Origin of the sequence: Streptomyces sp. ALB3 (genome assembly GCF_044385685.1) — a bacterium.
In the GTDB taxonomy this organism is placed as follows: domain Bacteria; phylum Actinomycetota; class Actinomycetes; order Streptomycetales; family Streptomycetaceae; genus Streptomyces.
On sequence record NZ_JBISCE010000041.1, the window covers coordinates 67,120 to 87,900 of the forward strand.

At 72.2% G+C, this 20,781-nt stretch carries 16 protein-coding genes; 7 read left to right on the top strand and 9 right to left on the bottom strand.

Going from position 1 to position 20,781, the window contains the following annotated elements; all coding sequences use genetic code 11:
- Positions 1–35 precede the first annotated feature (35 nt).
- The 5 genes from ACHFIV_RS26805 to iolC all read right to left on the bottom strand — a co-directional run bounded on the left by ACHFIV_RS26805 (position 36) and on the right by iolC (position 6,368).
- Complete coding sequence (locus ACHFIV_RS26805; RefSeq protein ID WP_398974093.1) at positions 36–1,535, bottom strand: CoA-acylating methylmalonate-semialdehyde dehydrogenase; 1,500 nt, start codon at positions 1,533–1,535, stop codon at positions 36–38.
- 12 nt (positions 1,536–1,547) lie between these two features.
- Entirely contained in the window at positions 1,548–3,464 is a 1,917-nt protein-coding gene (iolD, locus tag ACHFIV_RS26810; protein WP_398974096.1) for a 3D-(3,5/4)-trihydroxycyclohexane-1,2-dione acylhydrolase (decyclizing), read from the bottom strand.
- Complete coding sequence (gene iolB / locus ACHFIV_RS26815) at positions 3,461–4,345, bottom strand: 5-deoxy-glucuronate isomerase (protein ID WP_398974099.1); 885 nt, start codon at positions 4,343–4,345, stop codon at positions 3,461–3,463. The genes iolD and iolB overlap by 4 nt, the downstream gene beginning before the upstream one ends.
- Positions 4,346–4,443: 98 nt before the next feature.
- Entirely contained in the window at positions 4,444–5,334 is an 891-nt protein-coding gene (locus ACHFIV_RS26820; RefSeq protein ID WP_398974102.1) for a Cgl0159 family (beta/alpha)8-fold protein, read from the bottom strand.
- Positions 5,331–6,368 (bottom strand): 5-dehydro-2-deoxygluconokinase, encoded by a 1,038-nt coding sequence (gene iolC / locus ACHFIV_RS26825; RefSeq protein ID WP_398974105.1) that lies wholly within the window; start codon positions 6,366–6,368, stop codon positions 5,331–5,333. The genes ACHFIV_RS26820 and iolC overlap by 4 nt, the downstream gene beginning before the upstream one ends.
- Positions 6,369–6,535: 167 nt before the next feature.
- Between iolC and ACHFIV_RS26830 the strand changes: the two genes are divergently transcribed.
- Positions 6,536–7,462, top strand: coding sequence for a sugar phosphate isomerase/epimerase family protein (locus ACHFIV_RS26830; RefSeq protein WP_398974107.1), 927 nt, complete (start codon positions 6,536–6,538; stop codon positions 7,460–7,462).
- Between the two features lie 179 nt (positions 7,463–7,641).
- On the top strand, positions 7,642–7,833 hold the full coding sequence (locus ACHFIV_RS26835; RefSeq protein ID WP_398974110.1) for a helix-turn-helix transcriptional regulator: 192 nt from the start codon (positions 7,642–7,644) through the stop codon (positions 7,831–7,833).
- Positions 7,834–7,851: 18 nt separating this feature from the next.
- On the opposite strand, the gene ACHFIV_RS26840 is transcribed toward ACHFIV_RS26835, so the two are convergent.
- Complete coding sequence (locus ACHFIV_RS26840) at positions 7,852–8,904, bottom strand: zinc-dependent alcohol dehydrogenase family protein (RefSeq protein ID WP_398974113.1); 1,053 nt, start codon at positions 8,902–8,904, stop codon at positions 7,852–7,854.
- A 383-nt stretch (positions 8,905–9,287) separates the two neighbouring features.
- On the opposite strand from ACHFIV_RS26840, the gene ACHFIV_RS26845 reads away from it, so the two are divergent.
- Positions 9,288–9,590, top strand: a complete 303-nt coding sequence (locus ACHFIV_RS26845; RefSeq protein ID WP_398974116.1) for a heavy-metal-associated domain-containing protein — start codon at positions 9,288–9,290, stop codon at positions 9,588–9,590.
- A 109-nt stretch (positions 9,591–9,699) separates the two neighbouring features.
- Positions 9,700–12,156, top strand: a complete 2,457-nt coding sequence (locus ACHFIV_RS26850) for a heavy metal translocating P-type ATPase (protein WP_398974119.1) — start codon at positions 9,700–9,702, stop codon at positions 12,154–12,156.
- A gap of 545 nt (positions 12,157–12,701) precedes the next feature.
- Here the strand turns inward: ACHFIV_RS26850 and ACHFIV_RS26855 are convergent.
- Together ACHFIV_RS26855 and recD2 are read right to left on the bottom strand one after the other, a co-directional pair.
- Positions 12,702–13,997 (bottom strand): citrate synthase, encoded by a 1,296-nt coding sequence (locus ACHFIV_RS26855; RefSeq protein ID WP_398974122.1) that lies wholly within the window; start codon positions 13,995–13,997, stop codon positions 12,702–12,704.
- A gap of 168 nt (positions 13,998–14,165) precedes the next feature.
- Positions 14,166–16,427 (bottom strand): SF1B family DNA helicase RecD2, encoded by a 2,262-nt coding sequence (gene recD2 / locus ACHFIV_RS26860; protein ID WP_398974125.1) that lies wholly within the window; start codon positions 16,425–16,427, stop codon positions 14,166–14,168.
- A gap of 323 nt (positions 16,428–16,750) precedes the next feature.
- Here recD2 and ACHFIV_RS26865 point away from each other — a divergent pair, with 323 nt between their 5' ends.
- The 3 genes from ACHFIV_RS26865 to ACHFIV_RS26875 all read left to right on the top strand — a co-directional run bounded on the left by ACHFIV_RS26865 (position 16,751) and on the right by ACHFIV_RS26875 (position 19,054).
- Complete coding sequence (locus ACHFIV_RS26865; RefSeq protein ID WP_398974128.1) at positions 16,751–17,251, top strand: DUF6584 family protein; 501 nt, start codon at positions 16,751–16,753, stop codon at positions 17,249–17,251.
- A 145-nt stretch (positions 17,252–17,396) separates the two neighbouring features.
- Positions 17,397–18,032, top strand: coding sequence for an SMI1/KNR4 family protein (locus ACHFIV_RS26870; protein ID WP_398974131.1), 636 nt, complete (start codon positions 17,397–17,399; stop codon positions 18,030–18,032).
- Positions 18,033–18,307: 275 nt separating this feature from the next.
- On the top strand, positions 18,308–19,054 hold the full coding sequence (locus tag ACHFIV_RS26875; protein WP_398974134.1) for a class I SAM-dependent methyltransferase: 747 nt from the start codon (positions 18,308–18,310) through the stop codon (positions 19,052–19,054).
- A 101-nt stretch (positions 19,055–19,155) separates the two neighbouring features.
- Here ACHFIV_RS26875 and ACHFIV_RS26880 read toward each other — a convergent pair whose 3' ends face one another.
- Positions 19,156–20,535, bottom strand: a complete 1,380-nt coding sequence (locus ACHFIV_RS26880; RefSeq protein ID WP_398974137.1) for a hydrogenase expression protein HypA — start codon at positions 20,533–20,535, stop codon at positions 19,156–19,158.
- Between the last annotated feature and the right edge of the window lie 246 nt (positions 20,536–20,781).

Consider the following 20,781-nt stretch of genomic DNA (forward strand, 5'->3'; position numbering starts at 1 on the left):
CGCCTTCCGGGAAGGCGGGGGACACGGGGGGGGGGTCAGTTGTTGCGGGGGAAGCCGAGGTCGACACCCGCCGGGGCGTCGGCCGGGTCGGGCCAGCGGGTGGTGACGACCTTGCCGCGGGTGTAGAAGTGCACGCCGTCGTTGCCGTAGATGTGGTGGTCGCCGAAGAGCGAGTCCTTCCAGCCTCCGAAGGAGTGGTAGCCCACCGGCACGGGGATCGGGACGTTGACGCCGACCATGCCGGCCTCGATCTCCAGCTGGAAGCGGCGGGCCGCTCCCCCGTCGCGCGTGAAGATCGCGGTGCCGTTGCCGAAGGGGGAGGCGTTCATCAGGGCGACGCCGTCCTCGTAGGTGTCGACGCGCAGGACGCACAGGACGGGGCCGAAGATCTCGTCGCGGTAGGCGTCGGAGTCGGTGGAGACGTTGTCCAGGAGGGACAGGCCGATCCAGTGTCCGTCCTCGAAGCCCTCGACGGTGTGGCCGGTGCCGTCGAGGACGACGTCGGCACCCTGCGCGGCGGCCCCCGCTACATAGGAGGCGACCTTGTCGCGGTGGGCGGCGGTGATCAGCGGGCCCATCTCGGAGGCGGGGTCCGTGCCCGGGCCGATCGTGATCTTCTCGGCGCGCTCACGGATCTTCGCGACCAGCTCGTCCGCGACGGAACGCACGGCGACCACGGCGGAGATGGCCATGCAGCGCTCGCCGGCGGAACCGTAGGCGGCCGAGACGGCGGCGTCGGCCGCGGCGTCCAGGTCGGCGTCCGGCAGGACGAGCATGTGGTTCTTCGCCCCGCCGAGCGCCTGGACGCGCTTGCCGTGGGCGGAGGCGGTGGCGTGGATGTACCGGGCGATCGGGGTGGAACCGACGAAGGAGACGGCGGCCACGTCGGGGTGGGCCAGCAGCCCGTCCACGGCGACCTTGTCACCGTGCAGGACGTTCAGCACGCCGTCGGGCAGCCCCGCCTCGGCGGCCAGCTCGGCCAGCAGGTTGGCGGCCGAGGGGTCCTTCTCGCTGGGCTTCAGGACGAAGGTGTTCCCGCAGGCGATGGCGAGCGGGAACATCCACATCGGCACCATGGCCGGGAAGTTGAACGGTGTGATGCCGGCGACGACGCCGAGCGGCTGCCGGATCGAGGAGACGTCGACCCGGCTGGAGACCTGGGTGGACAGCTCGCCCTTCAGCTGCGTGGTGATGCCGCAGGCCAGCTCGACGATCTCCAGGCCGCGTGCGACCTCGCCCAGCGCGTCGGAGTGCACCTTGCCGTGCTCGGCGGTGATCAGCGCGGCGATCTCGTCGCGGTGGGAGTCCAGCAGCGCCCGGTAGCGGAAGAGGACGGCCGTGCGGGCGGACAGCGAGGAGGTGCCCCAGGTCTCGTACGCGGTCCTGGCGGCCCGGACCGCCGCGTCGACCTCGTCGGTGGAGGCGAGCGCCACCTGCGTCGTGACGGCTCCGGTCGCGGGGTCGGTGACCGGACCGTGGTTGCCCGACGTGCCCTCGACGGTCTTGCCACCGATCCAGTGGTTGACGGTCTTCATGACAGTGCTCCTTCACAGGTGGCGGCGTCGGGCTGCGATCTGCCGGTCGTACTCTTTCCTCGCCTCGACCGCCGACGGGCGGGTCGCGGTTTCGGCTACGGGAACATCCCACCACGCCTGTGCCGGGGGCGGCCCCGACACTGTGTCTGCCGTTTCGGTCTCGACGTAGACACAAGTGGGACGGTCCGCGACGCGTGCCTCGGCGAGAGCCGAACGCAGCTCCCCCACCGTTCCGGCACGCAGTACGTCCATGCCCAGCGAGGCCGCGTTGGCGGCGAGGTCCACGGGCAGGGGGGCGCCGGTGAAGGCGCCCTCCGGGGTGCGGTGCCGGTAGGCGGTGCCGAAGCGTTCGGCGCCGACCGACTCGGAGAGACCGCCGATGGACGCGTAGCCGTGGTTCTGGAGGATGACGAGCTTGATGGGCAGGCCCTCCTGCACGGCGGTCACGATCTCGGTCGGATTCATCAGGTACGTGCCGTCGCCGACGAGGGCCCAGACGGGCCGCTCCGGCGCCGCGAGCTGGACACCGATCGCGGCGGGGATCTCGTATCCCATGCAGGAGTAGCCGTACTCGACGTGGTACTGGCGCGGCGAGCGGGTCCGCCACAGCTTGTGGAGGTCGCCGGGGAGCGAGCCCGCCGCGTTGATCAGGATGTCCTCCTCCGTGACCAGCTCGTCCAGGAGCCCGAGGACCTGGGCCTGGGTGGGGCGGGCGTCCGGGTCGCCGGCGGCGAAGGCGGCGTCGACACGCTGCTCCCAGCGGGCCTTGGCGTCGGTGTACTCGCTCTCGTAGGCGGGGGCGACCCGGTGCCCGCGTGCGCCGAGGGCCTCGCCGAGCGCTTCGATCGCGGTGCGGGCGTCCGCGACGAGGGGGAGGGCGGCGAGCTTGTGGGCGTCGAAACCGGTGATGTTGAGGTTGAGGAAGCGGACACCCGGGTCGGCGAAGAGGGTCCCGGAGGCGGTCGTGAAGTCGGTGTAGCGGGTGCCGACACCGATCACCAGATCGGCCTCGCGGGCGAGGGCGTCCGCCGTGGCGGTGCCGGTGTGGCCGATGCCGCCCACATCGGCGGGGTGGTCGTGGCGCAGGGAGCCCTTCCCGGCCTGGGTGGAGGCGACGGGGATGCGGGTCGCCGCGGCGAACGCGGCGAGGGTCTCCTCGGCGGCACTGTGGTGGATGCCGCCGCCCGCGATGATCAGGGGCCGGCGTGCCGTCCGCACCGCGCGGACGGCCTGTTCGAGCTCGTGCGGATCGGGGGCGGGCCTGCGTACGTTCCAGACGCGCGTCGCGAAGAACTCCGCCGGCCAGTCGTACGCCTCGGCCTGCACGTCCTGCGGGAGTGCGAGGGTGACGGCGCCGGTGGCGGCCGGGTCGGCGAGGGTGCGCATGGCGTGCAGCGCCGCCGGGATCAGCGCCTCGGGGCGGGTGATCCGGTCGAAGTAACGGGAGACGGGGCGCAGGCAGTCGTTGACGGACACGTCGCCCGTGTGGGGCACTTCGAGCTGCTGGAGCACGGGGTCGGCGGGCCGGGTCGCGAAGGTGTCGCCGGGCAGGAGCAGGACGGGCAGGTGGTTGACGGTGGCGAGCGCGGCACCCGTGACGAGGTTGGTGGCACCCGGACCGATGGAGGTCGTGACGGCGTGGGCGGAGAGCCGCCCGGACTGCCGGGCGTATCCGACGGCGGCGTGCACCATGGCCTGTTCGCTGCGGCCCTGGAGATAGGGCATCGCGGGACCCGCTTCGACGAGCGCCTGTCCGATGCCCGCGACGTTGCCGTGGCCGAAGATTCCCCAGGTGGCGTCGACCAAGCGGTGGCGGCGGCCGTCGCGCTCGGTGTACTGGCGGGCGAGGAAGGCGACGAGGGCCTGGGCGGTGGTGAGCCTGCGGGTGGGCTCCGATCCGGCGCGGGGCGCGGGGCGCGGGGTGGTCACCGGGTGGCCTCCGCGTCGTGCAACGGCAGCCGGGGGTCGACGGGCTCCGTGGCCCAGGTGTCGCGGATCCACCGGTGGTCGGGGTGGTCGCGGATCAGCCATTCCCGCTGCTCCCCCGGGCCCGCCATCACGTTCAGGTAGTACAGGGTGCGGCCGGGCGGGGCGACGGACGGACCGTGCCAGCCGTCGGGGATGAGGACGGCGTCACCGGTGGCGACCTCGGCGAGCACGTCGGTGCCCCCGGGCCGGGACGGTGACACCCGGTGGTAGCCGAGGCCGCCGCCCTCGACCTCGAAGTAGTAGATCTCCTCGAGCACGGACTCGGCGCCCGGGTGGTGCTCGTCGTGCTTGTGCGGCGGGTACGAGGACCAGTTGCCGCCGGGGGTCAGGACCTCGACGGCGATGAGCCGGTCGCAGTCGAACGTGTCGGCGGCGGCGAAGTTGTTCACCTGGCGCGAGCATGCCCCGGCGCCGCGGATCTCGACCGGTACCTCCGGCGCGGGGCCGTAGCGAGCGGGGAGTCGTCGCTCGCACTTCGCTCCTGCCAGGGCGAAGCGGCCTCCTGCGCCGGAGGCGATCTGGGCGCGGGCGTCGCGTGGGACGTAGGCGAAATCGGTCACCGCGCTGAACACGTCTTTCCTGCCCAGCAGTTCAAAGATCTCACCTGCTGCCCGCACCGTACAGCCGCCGGACAACGGCAGGATGATCCATTCGCTCTCCCCGGTGTCCAGGGTGTGAACACCGCCCGGCTCCAGCTCCAGGACGCGCAGAGCCGACCGCTCCCACCCGGCCCGCTCCGGGTCGATGTCGAGGGCGTAGGGGCCACGCGCGGCACGGCCTGACCTGAGGTGGTGCCTCTGCTGCTCGTCGGTCGTCGTCATGGTTCCATCCCTACCCGTCGTCCCGCCGGTTCACGGAAGGCCGGCGGCTGCTCGTCCGCCGGCGGTGCCCTCGTGTGCGGTGGTCCGGGGTGGCCCGCTCACAGCAGGCCCACCGCCGTGCCGACCGCGCCCGCCACGTCTCCGTCGGCCGGGTAGAGCAGCGAACGCCCGGCCACCAGCCCCTGGACGGTCGGCAGCCGCAGCGCCCCGCGCCACTTCTCGAACGCCGCGTCCGGGTCCTGGGTCACCTCACCGCCGAGCAGGACGGCGGGCAGGGTCGAGGCGCGCATCACCCGCTCCATGTCGTCGGGGTCGTCGGTGACGGGGACCTTGAGCCAGGTGTACGCGGACGTCCCGCCCAGGCCCGAGGCGATGGCGATGGAGGTGGTGACGGCGGTGGCGCCCAGGTCGGTGCGGAGCCCGCCCCGGGTGCGCCGGCAGAGGAACGGCTCGATGAACACCGGCAGCCGCTGAGCGGCCATCTCGTCCACGGTGCGCGCGGCGGTGTGCAGGGTGTCCAGGGAGCCGGGGTCGTCGTGGTCGATCCTCAGGAGGAGTTTGCCCGCGTCGTAGCCGTGGGCCGCGAGGTCGGCGGGGCGGTGCCCGGTGAAGCGGTCGTCGAGCTCGAAAGCGGCTCCCGCGAGCCCTCCGCGGTTCATGGAGCCGAGGACGACCTTGTTCTCCAGGGCGCCGAGGAGCAGCAGGTCCTCCAGGACGTCGGCGCCGGCGAGCACGCCGTCGACGCCCGGACGGGCCAGAGCGAGGCAGAGGCGCTCCAGCAGGTCGAACCGGTCGGCCATGGCCAGCCCGTCGTCCCCGACGGCGAGGGCGCCGCGGGCCGGGTGATCCGCGGCGATGATCAGCAGACGTCCGGTGGGACCGACGAGCGGCCGTCGCAGACGGGCGGCGGCGGCCTCCGCGACTGCTTCGGGGCGGTGGGCGCGGAGCCGGACGAGGTCGGCCACGCCGGCCGCGGCGGGCGGGGTCACGGAGTGGGTCCCGAGGCCGCGCCGGCCGCTCCTCCGGCGAGTGCCTGTTCCACCTCGTGCGGGTAGGGCATCGCGGACGAACACGCGAGGCGGGAGGCGACGACGGCCCCGGCCGCGTTGGCGTAGCGCATGACGTGTTCCGTCTCCCAGCCCGCGAGGAGGCCGTGGCAGAGGGCACCGCCGAAGGCGTCCCCGGCGCCCAGTCCGTTGACGACGTCGACGGGCAGGGGCGGGATCGCGGCGGTGGTGCCGTCGCGGTGGACCGCGAGCACGCCCTCGGGCCCCTGCTTGACGACGGCGAGTTCGGGCCCGGCGGCGAGCAGGGCGCGGGCCGCCGCGTGCGGGTCGCGTTCTCCGGTGGCGATCTCGCACTCGTCGAGGTTGCCGACGGCGACCGTGGCGTGGGCGAGCGCCTCGCGGTAGCGGGCGCGGGCGACTTCGACGGTCTTGTCCCGCCCTTCCTGGCCGTCCCGCACGCCGCCCCAGAACATGGGGCGCCAGTCGAGGTCGAAGACGGTGAGGCGAGGAGGGCCGGGCGCGTCCGGTGGAGCCGCCTCGCTGCGGGCCTGTAGCGCGGTGAGGGTCGCGGTGCCGCTGGGTTCGGCGCAGAGTCCGGTGCCGGTCATCCAGAAGATCCGGGCGGCCCGCACCGCGTCCAGGTCGAGCTCCCCGGCGCGGATCTCCAGGTCGGGTGCCTTGGGCTGACGGTAGAAGTAGAGCGGGAAGTGGTCCGGCGGGAAGATCTCGCAGAAGGTGACCGGGGTCGGGTACTCCTCCACGGCGGTCACCCACCGGTCGTCCACCCCGAACTCCCGCAGCGCCTGGTGCAGGTAGTCGCCGAACGCGTCCCGTCCGGTCCGGGTGATCAGGGCCGTGCGCCGTCCCAGCCGGGCGGCGGCGACGGCCACGTTGGACGGTGAGCCGCCGAGGAACTTCCCGAAGGTCTCGACCCGGGCCAGTGGTACACCGGTCTGGAGCGGGTAGATGTCGACCCCGATGCGCCCCATGGTGATCACGTCGTACGGCTCAGGCATACGCATCCCTTCGACCCGGTGCTCCGGCCCGGTACGTCGCTCCGGGAGCCGCCACGGCCGGACGGCCGCTCCCAGGTCTAGCCCTCACCCGGACCACTGTCAACACTTTGTCCGGACATTAGGACGATGTCTTGACACTCCTTCCCGGGGGCTGGAGGGTGGGCGATATGACCTCCTCCGCACCTTCTCCGGCCCGCATCCGCATCGGTTCGGCACCCGACTCATGGGGTGTGTGGTTCCCCGACGATCCGCAGCAGGTCCCTTGGGAGCGGTTCCTCGACGAGGTCTCCGAGGCCGGTTACGAGTGGATCGAGCTCGGTCCGTACGGCTACCTGCCGACCGAGCCCGCCCGGCTCGCGGACGAGACCGCCCGGCGGAACCTCGCCGTGTCGGCGGGCACCGTCTTCACCGGATTGCACCACGGCCCGGCCGTCTGGGACCGGACCTGGGAGCATGTCGCGGGCATCGCGGCACTCACCCGGGCGATGGGCGCCGGGTACCTGGTGGTCATCCCGTCGTTCTGGCGGGACGACAGGACGGGCGAGGTGCTGGAGGACCGCACGCTGACAGCCGCGCAGTGGCATGACCTCACCACACAGACGGAACGCCTGGCCCGCGAGGTGGGCGACCGCTACGGGCTGCGGATCGTGGTGCACCCGCACGCCGACACGCACATCGACACCGGGGAGAACGTCAGCCGCTTCCTCGACGCCACCGACCCCGAGCTGGTCTCCCTCTGCCTCGACACCGGCCACTTCGCTTACTGCGGCGGGGACAGCGTCGATCTCATCCGGACCTACGGCGAACGGATCGGCTATCTGCACCTCAAGCAGGTCGATCCCGCGGTCCTGGCCGACGTCGTGGCGGACGAGGTGCCCTTCGGTCCCGCCGTGGCGCGCGGCGTGATGTGCGAACCGCCCGGCGGGGAGCCCGCGCTGGAGCCGGTGCTCGACGCCGCGCGCGCCCTCGGCAGGGACATGTTCGCCATCGTCGAGCAGGACATGTACCCCTGCCCGCCCGACAAGCCCCTGCCGATCGCGCGTCGCACGCGCGAGTTCCTGCGCATCTGCGGGCCCGCGCGACCGTCCTCCTGAATCTCCGGTACCCCCCTGGCCACATCGGTCACTCGGGTCACTCCTCTGTCACGTATGTCCGCGTTCCGCTGGGTCCGTGTCACGGGCTCGCGACACCCACTGCCCGGCCCGTGACGCGCTCGTTCACCGGAGAGGCGCACCGGCGTACCAGGACACGGGCGTACAGAGAGGTGTCATTCATGGCGGACAGGACGCTCTGGTCGTACAAGGACATTGCCGCGCACATCCGGGTGCAGCCGGACACGATCCGTTCGTACCGCAAGCACGGACTCCTCCCGCCCCCCGACGACGTCCGGAACGGGAGGCCCTACTGGTACGTGGACACCGTCCTCGCGTGGGTCGCGTCCCGGCCCGGCAACCGGGGCCGCTGAGCCCGGCCCGCCCGGGGCTCAGGCTCCCTTCGCCGGCTCGATGACCGTGACGCCCGCCCCGGGCGCGGTGCCCATCGCGGCGAGTGCGGCCGGGGCCGCGTCCAAGGTGATGGTGGAGGTCACCAGCAGGTCCGGCCGCAGGGTGCCGGCCCGGACCATGTCCATCATCGGCGGGTAGTCGTGAGCGGCCATGCCGTGACTGCCGAGGATCTCCAGCTCCAGCGCGATCACCCGCGCCATGGGGACCACGGGGTCACCGGCCGCCGCCGGCAGCAGGCCGACCTGCACGTGGCGGCCTTGTCTGCGCAGGCTCCGCACCGAGGCCGCGCAGGTCACCGGGGAACCCAGCGCGTCGAGCGACAGATGCGCGCCGCCGCCGGTCAGTTCGCGTACGGCCCCGTCAGCGCCGGCGGGGTGTCCGGAGGCGTCCACGCACGCGGACGCGCCGAACGCCCGGGCCAGCTCCAGGGCCTGACGCGAGACGTCGACGGCGACCACCCTGGCTCCGCACGCCACCGCGATCATCACCGCGGACAGCCCGACCCCGCCGCATCCGTGCACGGCCACCCACTCCCCCGGCGCCACCCGGCCCCGCCCCACCACGGCCCGGAACGCCGTGGCGAACCGGCACCCCAGTCCCGCCGCCGTGGCGGACGACAGCCCGTCGGGCACGGCGACCAGATTGACGTCGGCCTGCTCCAGCGCCACGTACTCGGCGAAGGATCCCCAGTGGGTGAAGCCGGGCTGGGTCTGCCGTTCACAGACCTGCTGGGCACCGGCCGCGCAGGCGGAGCACCGGCCGCAGGCGCAGACGAAGGGCACGGTGACCCGGTCACCGGCACGCCAGTTGCGCACACCGGGACCCACCGCCTCGACCACTCCGGCCAGTTCGTGACCGGGTACGTGCGGGAGGACGATGTCCGGGTCGTGGCCCATCCAGCCGTGCCAGTCGCTCCGGCACAGCCCGGTGGCCTCGACCCGGACCACGGCGCTCCCGGCCGAGGGGACGGGCTCAGGGAGGTCCCGGACCCGGGCCTCCTGCCCGAACTGCTCGAACACCACTGCCCGCATCGGCCCCGCCTCCCGTGGTACCGGCTTGCGCCGTCCGGCTCCCCCGCCCCGGCGAATCTACGCTCCGGCCGTGCCGGTGTCCCCCCTGCCCGGCCCGGACCCCCGACGGGAGGCACGCGGCGGTGCGGGGCCCCGCCGGTGAGCGGCCCACCGCTCCGCCGTCGGCACGGCCGTGTCGCACCGCCCACGAACGGACCTCGCGCGTCGGCGAGTCGCAGGCCTCGATGTCCCGTCCCCGGGAGCCATCGGTGACGACACGCCCGGCACGACGAGGGCAGAGGACGTCAATACCCCCTAGGGGTATACTGGACGCAGACCGGGCCCCCGGCGCCTTACCGCGCCCCGCCCGTCTCATCCACATGCCCCGCGAAGAGGAGAACACCATGACCGCCGAGACCGGCACGCCCCGCACCTCCGGATCCTGCTGCTCGTCCGCCGGCCCCCGCGCCGAGGGGACGGCCGACGCCGGGGCGGGCGTCACCACCGTCTACGAGGTGAAGGGCATGACCTGCGGACACTGCGAAGGGGCGGTCTCCGAGGAGGTCTCCGGGATCGACGGAGTCACCTCGGTCAAGGCGGAGGCCGCGACCGGCCGCGTGACCGTCACCTCCGCGACGCCGCTGCCCGAGGACGCCGTACGAGCGGCCGTCGACGAGGCCGGTTACGAGCTCGTGGGCCGCGCCTGAGAACGGCCGCACGGCCGCACGCGACCGGAGCGGACGGGCCGGTCCCGCCCCCGGGGGAGCGGATACTGGTGGGGAACGGCCCGACTGCTCGACCCAGGAGTCCGCACACATGGCCAGCACCACCGCAGCCGAGGTCCCGGCGGCGGCGACCTCCGACGCCGAGCTCACCATCGGCGGGATGACCTGCGCCTCGTGCGCGGCCCGCGTCGAGAAGAAGCTCAACCGGATGGACGGAGTCACCGCCACCGTCAACTACGCGACCGAGAAGGCCCGGGTGTCCTACGGCGCCGGGACCACGCTCGGCGATCTCGTCGCCACCGTCGAGAAGACCGGTTACACGGCCCGGCCCGTCGTCCGCACCGCCCCCTCGCCGCACCCGCACGCACCGAAGGACGGAACCCCGCCGCGCACGATCCCGGAGGCCCCGGACGGCGAAGGCGGCGTCCCCGGTGTGAGCGCCGAGGGCGCAACACCTCGGGACACGGCCGCCCCCGGGACGGGTGCCCCCGGTGGCTCCGCCGGCGGCGGGGACGACCTCACCCCCGCCACGGCCGACGACGACCGGGCGGCGGACGACGCCCTCGCCGCGCTCCGGCAGCGCCTGCGCGTCTCGGCGGTACTGGCCGTGCCGGTCGTCCTGATGGCCATGGTCCCCGCCCTCCAGTTCGACAACTGGCAGTGGCTCTCCCTCACCCTCGCCTCCCCCGTCGTCGTCTGGGGCGGCCTCCCCTTCCACCGTGCGGCCTGGGCGAACCTGCGGCACGGCGCCGCGACGATGGACACCCTCGTGTCGATCGGCACGCTCGCGGCCTTCGGCTGGTCGCTGTGGGCCCTGTTCCTCGGGGACGCGGGCATGCCGCAGATGCGGCACGGGTTCGACGCGGCCACCTCCGGAGCCGCCCCCTCCTCCACCGTCTACCTGGAGGTGGCGGCAGGCGTCACCGGCTTCCTCCTGCTGGGCCGCTACCTCGAAGCACGGTCCAAGCGGAAGGCCGGGGCCGCCCTGCGCGCACTGGTCAGTCTCGGCGTGAAGGACGTCGCGGTCATCCGCCCGGCAGGAGAACCCGGACGCCCGGCCACGGAGGTACGCGTCCCCGTCGGCCGGCTCCTCGTCGGTGACCGCTTCGTCGTGCGGCCGGGCGAGAAGATCGCCACCGACGGCACCGTCGTCGAGGGCTCCTCCGCCGTCGACACCTCCATGCTGACCGGGGAGTCGCTCCCGGTGGACGCCGCACCCGGCGACACCGTCGCCGGCGCCACCCTGAACATGTCCGGACGGCTGGTCGTCGAGGCGACCCGCGTCGGCGCCGACACCCAGCTGGCCCGGATGTCCCGGCTCGTCGAGGACGCGCAGAGCGGCAAGGCCGCCGCCCAGCGCCTGGCGGACCGGGTCTCCGCCGTCTTCGTGCCCGTGGTGCTGCTGATCGCCCTGGGGACGCTCGTGGCCCAGCTGCTCGCCACCGACGACCTCACGGGCTCGTTCACCGCCGCCGTGGCCGTACTGATCATCGCCTGCCCCTGCGCCCTGGGCCTCGCCACGCCCACGGCCCTGATGGCGGGCACCGGCCGCGGCGCCCAGCTCGGCATCCTGATCAAGGGCCCCGAGGTCCTGGAGACCGCCCGGAGGATCGACACGGTCGTCCTCGACAAGACGGGCACGGTCACCACCGGCCGCATGACGCTCGGACACGTGCACACCGCGCCCGGCACGGCCGAGGCCGACGTACTCCGCCTCGCGGGGGCCCTCGAACACGCGTCCGGGCACCCGGTGGCCCGCGCGGTCGCCGCCGGGGCGGCGGCCCGCACGGGAGCGGCGTTCCCCGCCCCGGACGCCTTCACCGACGTTCCCGGCCTCGGGGTACGCGGCACCGTCGAGGGACACCACGTACTGGCCGGCCGCCCCGAGCTCCTCGCCGGGGCCGGGATCCCCCTCCCGCCCTCCCTCGCCGCCGCTCTGGCCGACGCGGCGGGGCAGGGCCGGACGACGGTGGCCGTGGCGTGGGACGGTGCGGCCAGGGGCGTGCTCGAGGTGGCCGACACGGTGAAGGAGAGCAGCGCGGAGGCCGTCGCGGAGCTCCGGGCGCTGGGCCTCCACCCGATCCTGCTCACCGGCGACAACCATGCCGCGGCGGAGGCCGTGGCCCGCGCGGTCGGGATCGACGAGGTCCACGCGGAGGTCCTGCCGGAGGCGAAGGCCGAGGTCGTGCGACGCCTCCAGGCCGAGGGCCGGTCCGTCGCGATGGTCGGGGACGGCGTCAACGACGCGGCGGCGCTCGCCGTGGCCGATCTGGGCCTGTCGATGGGGACCGGGACCGACGCGGCGATCGAGGCGGGCGACCTCACGCTGGTTCGTGGAGATCTCAAGGTGGCCCCTGCCGCCATCCGCCTGTCGAGGCGTACCCTGTCCACCATCAGAAGCAACCTCTTCTGGGCGTTCGGCTACAACGTGGCCGCACTGCCACTCGCCGCGTCCGGGCTGCTCAGCCCCATGATCGCGGGTGTGGCAATGGCGTTCTCGTCGGTCTTCGTCGTGACGAACAGCCTGAGGTTGCGCTCCTTCACATAATTTCTACAAAGAGACTTAGATCACACCGATTCGAGGGTAACCATCTGATGGGTTGGTGAGTCTAAGAGTGCGATGCCAAGGATGTCTTGGGGGACGTCCGATGGAGTGTCTTGGGGGACGCTCCTGGCAATCGTCGGCCGGGGCACGTGCACCGGGGAGCTTGAGCGGCCCTCCCGTACGTACCCCGGCAGCCGCACAGCAGGACCTAACTGAATAGGCACCATCCGAAGGACAACGGGAGTTCAGGCTCCCTGCAGACGCCCGGCCGGATCCCGTGGGGGGAATCCGCTCCGGGATATGGGAAACGCCCTGTCCGTCGACCCGTGGGGGGATCGACGGCAGGGCGTTTCTCGCGTCCGGCCCCGCACGCGGATGCGCGCGGCCCCCTGCCCGCAGTGTGCGCCCGGCGCGGCACCGCAGCCGCTACGGACGGGCCAGGAACGCCGAATCGCCCCGGACACCGCACTCCGAGTGGGAGGAGCGCGGTACGCGGGGCGAAGGATGCCCGGCCGGCGGCCGGGGTGCGGCAAGGGGCCTCGGGAGCGTCAGCGGCCCTCGACCGGGACGAAGTCGCGCAGGACCTCGCCGGTGTAGATCTGGCGCGGGCGGCCGATGCGGGATCCCGGCTCCTTGATCATCTCGTGCCACTGGGCGATCCAGCCGGGGAGGCGGCCGAGCGCGAACAGCACGGTGAACATCTCCGTCGGGAAGCCCATGGCGCGGTAGATCAGGCCCGTGTAGAAGTCCACGTTCGGGTAGAGGTTGCGCGAGACGAAGTACTCGTCGGAGAGCGCGTGCTCCTCCAGCTTGAGCGCGATGTCGAGCAGCTCGTCGGACTTGCCGAGCGACGACAGCACGTCGTGGGCGGCGGCCTTGATGATCTTCGCGCGGGGGTCGAAGGACTTGTACACCCGGTGGCCGAAGCCCATCAGGCGGACGCCGTCCTCCTTGTTCTTCACCTTCTGGATGAAGGAGTCGACGTCGCCGCCGTTGGCCTGGATGCCCTCGAGCATCTCCAGCACCGACTGGTTGGCGCCGCCGTGCAGCGGGCCCCAGAGGGCCGAGATGCCGGCGGAGATCGAGGCGAACATGTTCGCCTGCGAGGAGCCGACCAGGCGCACGGTGGAGGTCGAGCAGTTCTGCTCGTGGTCCGCGTGCAGGATCAGCAGCTTCTCGAGCGCCGAGACCACGACCGGGTCCGGCACGTACTCCTGAGCCGGCACGGAGAAGGTCATGCGCAGGAAGTTCTCGACGTAACCGAGGTCGTTGCGCGGGTAGACGAACGGGTGACCGATCGACTTCTTGTACGCGTACGCCGCGATCGTCGGAAGCTTGGCCAGCAGCCGGATCGTCGAGAGGTGACGCTGCTCCTCGTCGAACGGGTTGTGGCTGTCCTGGTAGAAGGTGGACAGCGCGCTGACGACCGAGGACAGCATGGCCATCGGATGGGCGTCGCGCGGGAAGCCGTCGAAGAAGCGCTTGACGTCCTCGTGCAGCAGCGTGTGCTGGGTGATCTCGTTCTTGAAGGCCGACAGCTGGTCGGTCTTCGGGAGGTCACCGTTGATCAGCGTGTAGGCGACCTCGAGGAACGTCGAGCTCTCGGCGAGCTGCTCGATCGGGTATCCGCGGTACCGCAGGATGCCCTGCTCGCCGTCGAGGTAGGTGATGGCGGATTTGTACGCGGCCGTGTTGCCGTATCCGCTGTCCAGCGTGACCAGGCCCGTATTGGCCCGGAGCTTCCCGATGTCGAAGCCCTTGTCGCCGACGGTGCTGTCGATCACCGGGTAGGTGTACTCGTCATCGCCGTACCGCAGTACTACAGAGTTGTCGCTCTCGCTCACGTCATCCCTCACCGACGTAGTGCCTCTTCTTCGAGGTGCCCTGACTGTCTCCACCCTCCCCCATTCGGCTCAGGAGAGTGCACTCGGGGTCGTCCATTGGACCTATTGGCGGCACTGAGTGCCGTCAACTTTCTCATCCTGCCCCCTGGGATCCGGTTCCGGAAGGGCTCAGTGATGTTTCCCACCGTTTTGATCGATCATTTTTCCGGAGGAGTCTCCGACCGTCCCGCCACGGAGCCGGAAATCCAGTGCCGTACAGCGTCTGCCTGCGGAAACAGTGCGGACGGCCTGGCCGATCGCCTTGCGCGAACCGACCAGTACGACCAGCTTCTTGGCCCTGGTCACGGCGGTGTACAGCAGGTTTCGCTGGAGCATCATCCAGGCGCTGGTGGTGACGGGGATGACGACCGCCGGATACTCGCTGCCCTGCGAGCGGTGGATGGTCATCGCGTAGGCGTGGGCGAGTTCGTCCAGTTCGTCGAAGTCGTACGCGATCTCCTCCTCCTCGTCCGTGAGGACCGTCAGCTTCTGCTCGTCGGTGTCGAGAGCGGTGACGACACCGACCGTGCCGTTGAAGACACCGTTCTCTCCCTTGTCATAATTGTTCCGGATCTGGGTCACTTTGTCGCCGACCCGGAAGACCCGGCCGCCGAACCGCTTCTCGGGCAGATCGGGGCGGCCCGGGGTGATGGCCTGCTGAAGCAGTCCGTTCAGATGGCCCGCACCTGCCGGCCCCCGGTGCATCGGGGCGAGGACCTGCACGTCACGGCGGGGGTTCAGGCCGAATTTGGCCGGGATCCGGCGGGCCGCGACATCGACGGCGAGCACCCCGGCGTCCTCCGTCTCGTCCTCCACGAAGAGGAAGAAGTCGTCCAGTCCCTGGGTCAGCGGCGGCACTCCGGAGTTGATGCGGTGGGCGTTGGTGACGACGCCGGACTTCTGGGCCTGCCGGAAGATGGTGGTCAGCCGGACCGCCGGAACCGGGCCTCCGTCGGCGAGCAGGTCCCGCAGCACCTCCCCCGCTCCGACCGAGGGCAGCTGGTCCACGTCGCCGACCAGCAGCAGGTGGGCACCCGGTGCCACCGCCTTGATGAGCTTGTTGGCGAGCAGCAGGTCGAGCATCGACGCCTCGTCGACGACGACCAGATCGGCGTCCAGCGGCCGGTCACGGTCGTACGCGGCGTCCCCGCCCGGCTTGAGCTCCAGCAACCGGTGCACGGTGGACGCCTCGGCGCCGGTCAGCTCCGAGAGCCGCTTGGCGGCCCGCCCGGTCGGCGCGGCCAGCACCACCTTGGCGTCCTTGGCCCGGGCCAGCTCGACCACGGAGCGGACGGTGAACGACTTCCCGCAGCCGGGGCCGCCGGTGAGGACGGCGACCTTCTCACTGAGCGCGAGCCGGACGGCCGCCTCCTGCCCGGGGGCCAGCGCGGCCCCCGTACGCCGCGCGAGCCAGGCCAGCGCCTTCTCCCAGTCGACGCCCTGGAAGGCCGGCATGCGGTCCTCCGGCGTCCGCAGCAGGCGCTGGACCTGGGCGGCCAGGGAGATCTCGGCGCGGTGGAAGGGGACCAGGTACACGGCGGTGACCGGCTGTCCGTCCTCAGGGCCGGGCACCTTCTCCCGTACGACACCCTCCGGGTCCTCCGCTAGCTCGGCCAGACACTCGATGACGAGCCCGGTGTCGACCTGGAGGAGCTTCACCCCGTCGGCGATCAGCCGCTCCTCGGGGAGGAAGCAGTGCCCCTGGTCCGTGGACTGCGAGAGGGCGTACTGGAGGCCCGCCTTGACCCGCTCGGGGCTGTCGTGCGGGATCCCGACGGCCTGGGCGATGCGGTCGGCGGTGAGGAACCCGATGCCCCAGACGTCGGCGGCCAGCCGGTACGGCTGGTTCTTCACGACCGAGATCGAGGCGTCCTCGTACTTCTTGTAGATGCGGACGGCGAGGGAGGTGGAGACGCCGACGCCCTGGAGGAAGACCATCACCTCCTTGATCGCCTTCTGCTCCTCCCAGGCCGCGGCGATCATCTTCGTCCGCTTCGGGCCCAGTCCGGGCACCTCGACGAGCCGCTCGGGCTGCTGCTCGATGATGTCCAGGGTGTCGACACCGAAGTGGGTGGTGATCCGGTCGGCCATGACCGGCCCGATGCCCTTGATCAGACCGGAACCGAGGTAGCGGCGGATGCCCTGGATCGTGGCGGGGAGGACCGTCGTGTAGTTCTCGACGGTGAACTGCTTGCCGAACTGCGGGTGGGAACCCCAGCGGCCCTCCATGCGCAGCGACTCACCGGGCTGCGCACCGAGCAGCGAGCCGACGACGGTGAGCAGATCGCCCGCCCCACGGCCGGTGTCGACGCGGGCGACCGTGTACCCGTTCTCCTCGTTGGCGTAGGTGATCCGCTCCAGGACGCCTTCGAGGACGGCGGTGTTGGACATGGTGCCGACGGTATCCGGTGGGGCCGACAGCGCGGGGGCGCACCCTGGAGTGCCTGCCGCCCTCCTCGGCCGGGCCGGCCGGGCGGCGGGCGGCCTGCCCGGTACTCGCCGGCGGGCGGCCGTCCGTCGTCCGGTGCCGGGAGAGCGGGCGGAGGGAGAGCGGGCGGAGGGGAGAGCGGGCGCGACTCCCGGCCGCACGCCGAACCCGGTGCGCCGTCGCGGGGAACTGCCGTCGGACGCGGGAGAGATGGCCGTTCGGGAGCGCACGTGAGCAGGGTGATAAGCGTTGGCGCGCCACACACCCGGCGACCGATGATGTGCGCATGGCCCTGACCGACACCCTGCGGCGCGTGGACGCCGACCTCGCCGCCGGGCGCATACCCATGGCCCGCATGCGTCTTCGCGGCCTGGTGACCGCCTACCCCACGAGCCGGGAGGTGCGCCGGCGCCTGGGGGAGGTCTACCGCCTCTACGGCGAGCCGGAGCAGGCAGGCCGGTGGATGTACCTGGAGGAGGACCGCGACCCGGCCGAGACGGCCGCCTTCGAGAAGCGGTACCACCTGCCCGCCCCGCGTATGAAGGCCGTGGCCTGGCGCGGACCGGAGTCCCTGGCCGGGTCCGCCTTCGCCGAGGCCCAGCTGGCCGCGCTCCGCACAGCGTGCTCGACGGCGGCCGGCCGGTCCGTCGACTGGGACACGGTCACCGGCGAGGAGCAGCCGCAGCGTCCTGCCGCACTACGTGTCGCAGGATGCACGGGGGCGTTCCTGCTGGTCACGGCCTTCCTGGCGATCTGGGTGAACGGGCTGATCGACCTCTTCGACTGACCTCGGCGTCATGGATCCCGCCTTGCGGGGCGCTCGCTGTCCGGATCCGGGCTGCCCTCGCCCGGCCGTGCGCCTCGGCACTCGGCGACCCGGCGAGGCGTGAGCCGGCGGTACCGGTGTCAGTGGCGGCGCTTATCTTCTGCGCATGACACAGGTGGACACCGCAGCGTTCGATCACGAGTGGGCTCGCTTCGAGGCATGGCTGTCGGCGCATTCGCCCGCCGATCGAGCGGCCCTGAGGGGGCCCGCGGCCCCCGAGGCGATAGCCGGGCTGGAATCGCGGCTGGGCTTCCCTCTGCACCCGGAGCTGAGGAGGCTACTGGAGTTCCATGACGGCGCCGCACCGCCTGTCGCCGAGCCGGGTTCGTCTCCCCTGCCCGCCGGATCGTTCCTGCCGTTGGGGCACCGCCTGAGCGGTGTGCGGGACATGGCCATGATGCACGAGATCCTCGTGAGCATCGGCGAGGACAACGTCGAGGCAGATCTGTGGGAGGAAGAGGACCTGGCCGGGCATCTGCACCTGTGCGTGCCGATCGCCCTGCCCAACGACGGGGGCGTCGCCTTCGTCGACCACCGCCCCGGCCCTTCGTACGGGCACGTCCACGAGATGGGCATCGGGTCAGGGGACCTCGACGGCACGCTCTGGGCGACCGGACCGGCAGAGCTCTTCCGGGCCCTGGCCGACTCACTCGAGACCGGGTGCCCCTTCCTGTACTACCGCCCGTCGACCTACACACACGAGTCGGGCCACCACTGCGTCGAGTGGGAGATCGAAGCCTGACCACCGGCACCGAGGCGGCCGGGGCTCGCCCACCCCCCTTTCCGTGCCCTTCGCCTGCCAAGCGGTCGGGAAACACACCTCGGCCCCGTCCAGGAAAGGCCCCCGGCGGCCCTCGGGCGGGTCCTGGGAAGGAGAACGAGGCCGCACGGGCGGGTCCGGCCCGGGTGCTCGCCGGCGACTCCCTGACGGGTCGGCAGCCAACCCCTCCACCAGCCCTGAGCTGCACAGATACCGTCGTGCGGCCTAGAGTTGAGGGCTCGGGAAGGGGGCTCCGGATGGACCGGAACATTCGCTCGGTGGACGACGTCCTGAAGCTCATGGACAGCCTGTTCGCGCCGGAGGACGACCGGTGGACCGGTGACGCGAGCGGCTGGTGGGACGGATTCTACGAAGACCGCTCGAAGCCCGTGCCGTTCTTCGTGGCCGAGCCGGACGAGAGCCTCGTGTCCTACCTCGACCGGGGTCTGATCACACCCGGCCGTGCCCTCGATCTCGGCTGCGGACCGGGGCGCAACGCGCTGCACCTGGCCTCGCGGGGCTTCGAGGTGGACGCCGTCGACCTGTCGCCCGGGGCCATCGCCTGGGCCGAGGAGCGGGCCGGTGAGGCGGGGGCGGACATCCGCTTCCACTGCGGTGACGCCTTCGCCCAGGGTGCCCCCGGCGGACCCTACGACCTGATCCACGACTCGGGCTGCTTCCACCACCTGCCGCCCCACCGCCGTGTCAGTTACCTGGAGTTGGTGGAGCGCACCCTCGCCCCCGGCGGACACCTGTCACTCACCTGCTTCGCCGCCGGGGCGATGGGTTCCGAACTCCCCGACGCGGACCTGTACGGCGGTACCGGGCTTCAGGGCGGCCTCGCCTACACACCCGAGTCGCTGCGCTGGATCTTCTCCGGGATGGAGGAGGTCGAACTGCGGCGGATGCGGGACGAGCCGGCCGGTTCCCCGTGCTTCGGTGAGGACTTCCTCTGGACCGCGCTGTTCCGGAGACCGGAAGGGACCGGCGCCGTCCGTCGATGACAGGCGCGGCCTCTACCACCACCGGATGCTCGGAACGTCCGGCGACGCCGGGCCCCCGGTGACGACCCGGAGGCCCGGCTTCTCGGGCCTGAGCCCGCTGCTCACACCGTGAGCTTCACGGCCTCGAACCAGTTCTCGTTGTCGGTGGTGCCGACGAACATGTACTCGGGACGGCTGTTCTTGCAGTACTGCTGGCCCCAGCCGCCGCCGCGCAGCCGGGCCGTGTGGCAGACGCCGCCCTTGCCGACGTTCATGGCGAAGCCCGTCATGAACGGGGCGCCCTGCTTCGCGCTGCCTATGTAGTTGTCCTTTCCGTCCGCGACGAGGGACGTCCAGCTCGGGGCCCACGTGGCGTTGCCGCTCGTCGAACCCTGGTCGTGCAGGAGGGCGTTGGCGGAGGACCCGCCCACGTTCCACACCGCGATGTTGAGGGCCGTGATCTGCTTGCCCTGGCCCGCCGTCCCGGCCATCGTCCCGTCGCACACCGGTGCCTGCCAGCCACTCCCGGAGACGAAGGCCCGGTAACAGATGTGCCGCCCCTCGGGGTCGGCCTCGGCGAGGCTGTTCAAGGCTCCGGCAGCCGTGTGCGGCGGCGCCTTCGCCGTCACCGTGGCCGGGGGCTTGCGCTCGGGCTCGACCGGCGGCGGAACGACCACCGGCTTGGTGACCGGCGGCTCGTGCGGCTTCTCCTTCACCTTCGCCCGCTCCTTCTCCTTGCTCGGAGACGCGGAGGGGCTCGGCGACTTGCTGGTGTAGTCCTCCGGGAGTTCGGAGCGTCCGGTACCGAGGACCGTGCCTGCCGCGTTCTGCGTGCGGTCCTTCTCGGGCTCGCCGTCGTCCTGGCCCGCCACGAGGAACGGCACGGAGACCAGGAGGGCGCCGACGACCGCCGCCGCGGCGAGTACCGACTTCTTCGGCCGGCTGCCGAGGGGTGCGGCGTCCGTGCGCGTCCCCGCGCTGCCACTGACCGCCGCCGCCGCGACTGCGGCGCCGGGGGGCCCGTCGGCGGTACCGGTGCACGCCCGGGCCGTGGCCGGGTCGGAGGCAGGTGCCTCCGGAGCCGAAGCCGGCTCCCGCTGACCGGAGTCGGCCGACGCGGCTCCGGGTGCCCCGTCCGCCGACGGTTCCGGGAGTCCGGTGTCCCGCGCGGCGCCGGTGCCGGACGCCGTGGCGGCAGTTCCGGCGCCAGCCGCTCGCTCCTCGGTCCGTGTCCGGGCGTCCGCACCCTCGGGACCCTCGCTCCCGGAGCCCTCGCTCTCCGGGCCCCGCGTCCCGGCGCCCGGGCCGGCCGCCGTGGACGGCGTGCCCGTGCGGCCGGCCGTGCCGCCCGGCTCCAGGGCGTCACCGGAGTCCCCGGCCGCACCCTGCGTCGGCACCGTCCGGCGGGCCGGGACCGGCGCACTCCCGGACGTACCTGAGGCACCGGAGGGCGTGCCCGAACTCGGCGGTATGTGTCTGGGGGGATCAGGCTCACGTGCCATGCGTCTTCCTTACTCATATGTGAGTTCGGCGTCGTGTCGCGCTCCGCACCCACGCACGACCGGACCTCGGTCACCCGGTCGGCAGAGAAGCGAAGTCCCGGGGGAGGCAAGCATATTGGCAGGCAGTGAGGGCTGAGACGCCTGGACGGTCCGGCCCGGGACGACGGTACGGGAACTCCGCCGGCCACCGTCGGCCGAAGGAGCCCGCCACCGACGGCCGGCCGGCCCGCCCCTTCGGACGCCTCC